2 protein-coding genes are annotated in these 2,883 nt (G+C 67.1%); both read right to left on the bottom strand.

What is annotated here, in order from left to right:
- Nucleotides 1-31: 31 nt before the first annotated feature.
- Entirely contained in the window at nucleotides 32-1,402 is a 1,371-nt protein-coding gene (locus QOD90_RS30455) for a metallopeptidase TldD-related protein (RefSeq protein ID WP_526356151.1), read from the bottom strand.
- On the bottom strand, nucleotides 1,399-2,883 hold a 1,485-nt coding region (locus QOD90_RS30460), incomplete at its 5' end, for a metallopeptidase TldD-related protein (protein WP_526356153.1). The genes QOD90_RS30455 and QOD90_RS30460, both read right to left, overlap by 4 nt.

Here is a 2,883-nt window from a genome sequence, read left to right on the forward strand (position 1 = left end):
TCGCACGAATACTCGGTCCAGCGGCTCCGACCTACTGAGCTTGACTCACCGATGACATGTGGAAGTCGGGGATCCGCAGCGACGGCATCGCCGCCCGCGTGGCCCAATCGCCCCATTCGCGTGGCAGGGTCACCTCGCTCGTGCCGGCCTCGGTGGCCCGGCGCAGCAGGTCGAGCGGGCTCTCGTTGAAGCGGAAGTTGTTGACCGCGGCAGTCACTTCGCCGTCCTCGACCAGATAGACGCCGTCGCGCGTCAGCCCCGTCAGCAGCAGCACCGTCGGATCGACCTCGCGGATGTACCACAGCGTGGTCAGCAACAGCCCGCGTTCGGTGCTCGCGACCATGTCGGCCAGGCTCGCAGTGCCCCCGGTCATCAGCAGGTTGTCGGCGAGCACTGCCGCCGGGGCGTCGAACTCGGCCGCCGCGGCCCTCGAGTAGGCAAGCGCGTTGATGGTGCCGTCGCGAATCCAGTCGACGCGACCGACGTCCATGCCGTTGTCGAACACCGACGTGCGCTCCGACGAGCTGGCCGCCATCAAAAAGGGCGCGCATTCCAGTCCGGCGGCCGCGGGATCGGAATACATCGTGAGCCCAAGCTCGGTGAGCTTCTCCCCCACCCGGGTGCCCCCTGGCGCGGACAGAGCGGTTCTGCCCTCCTGCGCACCACGCCCGTCCATGTTCCACGTGAGGTAGATCATCATGTCGGACACGGTCGACGGCGGCATCAGTGTTTCGTACCGGCCTGCAGTAAGTTCCACGGTCTTCTCGGCCCAGCCGAGCCGCATCGACAGGTCATCGAGCATGGAATCGCTTGGCACGTCGGCGAAGTCGGGAGTGCCGATGCCCACCCACGCGCTCGCCCCGTCCCGCTTGGCGTTGATCTCGACCGAACCGGTCGGCTGGGTGTAGCGACGACGAACACCCCCGGAGGTCGCCAGTAAGGTCGTGTCGAGCTCGTGTCGTGCGAAGCCGTACAACCTGTCCGCGCCACGAAAGCCTCGCGCCAATGTCGTTGCCACGGAGCCGAAGACGTCGGCGCTCGTCGCAACCGCAGGTGCATCCCAGTCGGCTGGGACGTCGGTGCCGGCCAGCGGCGGTGCGCTGTCGCTGGCCTCGGGTGCCGTGCGGGCCGCCTCCTGCGACGCCATCACCAGGTCCGAGATCGACTGCGGGTCGACATCGCTTGACGTCATCGACCCGACGTGGGCTTTGTCCGACTTGCGGACGATCGAAATGACCGTGGTACTCCTGCTCCACGATTCCCCGTTGGTGGTCATCGAGTTGCCCGCCCACCGCAACGATGCGGTCGACCGGTCTGTCACCAAGACGATCGTCTCGTCGGCACGGCCCAGTCGCGCCGCCTCGGCTAGCGCCGTCTCCACGACCCGTGCTGCGCTGATCACGACCGACCCGCCTCATCGCGCGTGTTGAGTACGTTGATATTTCGGAAGAGCGCTGACGGGCAGCCATGGCTTACGGCGGCGACCTGCCCCGGTTGCGCCTTGCCGCAGTTGAACGCGCCGCCCAACCGCCATGTAGCCGGACCACCGACGGCATCCATCGATCCCCAGAAGTCAGTGGTGGTCGCCTGATATGCGACGTCACGCACCTGACCGTCGAGCCGGCCGTTGCGGATGCGGAAGAAGCGCTGGCCCGTGAACTGAAAGTTGTACCGCTGCATGTCGATCGACCACGATCTATCGCCGACCACGTAGATCCCGTCATCGACGCGGCCGATGAGGTCGGCAGTGCTGAGATCGTCGGTGCCGGGCATCAGCGACACGTTGGCCATCCGCTGGATCGGCACGTGGTGCGGAGAGTCGGCATAGGAGCAGCCGTTGGAGCGCTCGACGCCGAGTCGGGGTGCGAACACTCGGTCCAGCTGATAGCCGACGAAGATCCCGTCGCACACCAGGTCCCAACTCTGGGATGCGACGCCCTCGTCATCGAAACGGATTGAGGCCAAGCCGAATTCGACGGTCCGGTCGGCGGTCACGTTCATCAGCGGCGACCCGTAGCGCATCGTGCCCAGCTTGTCGGGCGTGGCAAATGACGTCCCCGCGTAGGCCGCCTCGTAGCCGATCGCACGGTCGTATTCGGTAGCGTGCCCGATGGATTCGTGGATCGTCAGCCACAGATTCGTCGGGTCGATGACCAGGTCGGTGGGACCCGCGGTCACGCTAGGAGCCTTGACCTTCTCGGCAAGCAGCGACGGCAACTGCGCCAACTCCGAAGACCAGTCCCACACGTCGTCCCCTGCGACCGCCTCCCAGCCCCGCCCGGTCGGCGGAGCCAGAGTGCCCATCGACTCGAACGAGCCCTCCGCGGCGTCGACCGTGGTTGCGGACAGGCTCGGCTGCGCGCGTACCCGCTGCTGTGTGATGGACGAGCCGAACGTGTCGGCGTAGAACGTCTGCTCCTTCACCGCATCCAGGCTCGCCGACACGTGATCGACCCCGTCTGCGGCCAACAGGCGACCGGAGTACTCGTCGAGAACCGCGATCTTGTCCGACGTGGCGACGTCGAACGGGTCGATCAGGTAGTCCGACACCCAACGCGCATCGGAATAGACCGGCTCGGCAGCCAATTCGATGCGTTCGGCGTTCAGCGGCGCGAGCATGGTCGCGACCCGGACCGCCCGGCGCGCGGTGTCCGCGGCGACGGCGGGATCGAGCTCCGCGTGCGAGGCGAAGCCCCAGGTCCCGTCGACGATCACCCGAACGGCCAGGCCGATCTCGCGGTTGAGCACGGCCGTCTCCAGCGTCCCGTCGCGCAGGTGGAGGAATTCGGCGGTGATCCGATGGATCCGCAGGTCGGCATAGCTCGCCCCGGCCGCCCGCGCGGCGCTCAGCGCGGCATCTGCGAGTACCTGGCGCGGGAGTGC

This window comes from Mycobacterium sp. (assembly GCF_032161845.1).
Lineage (GTDB): Bacteria > Actinomycetota > Actinomycetes > Mycobacteriales > Mycobacteriaceae > Mycobacterium.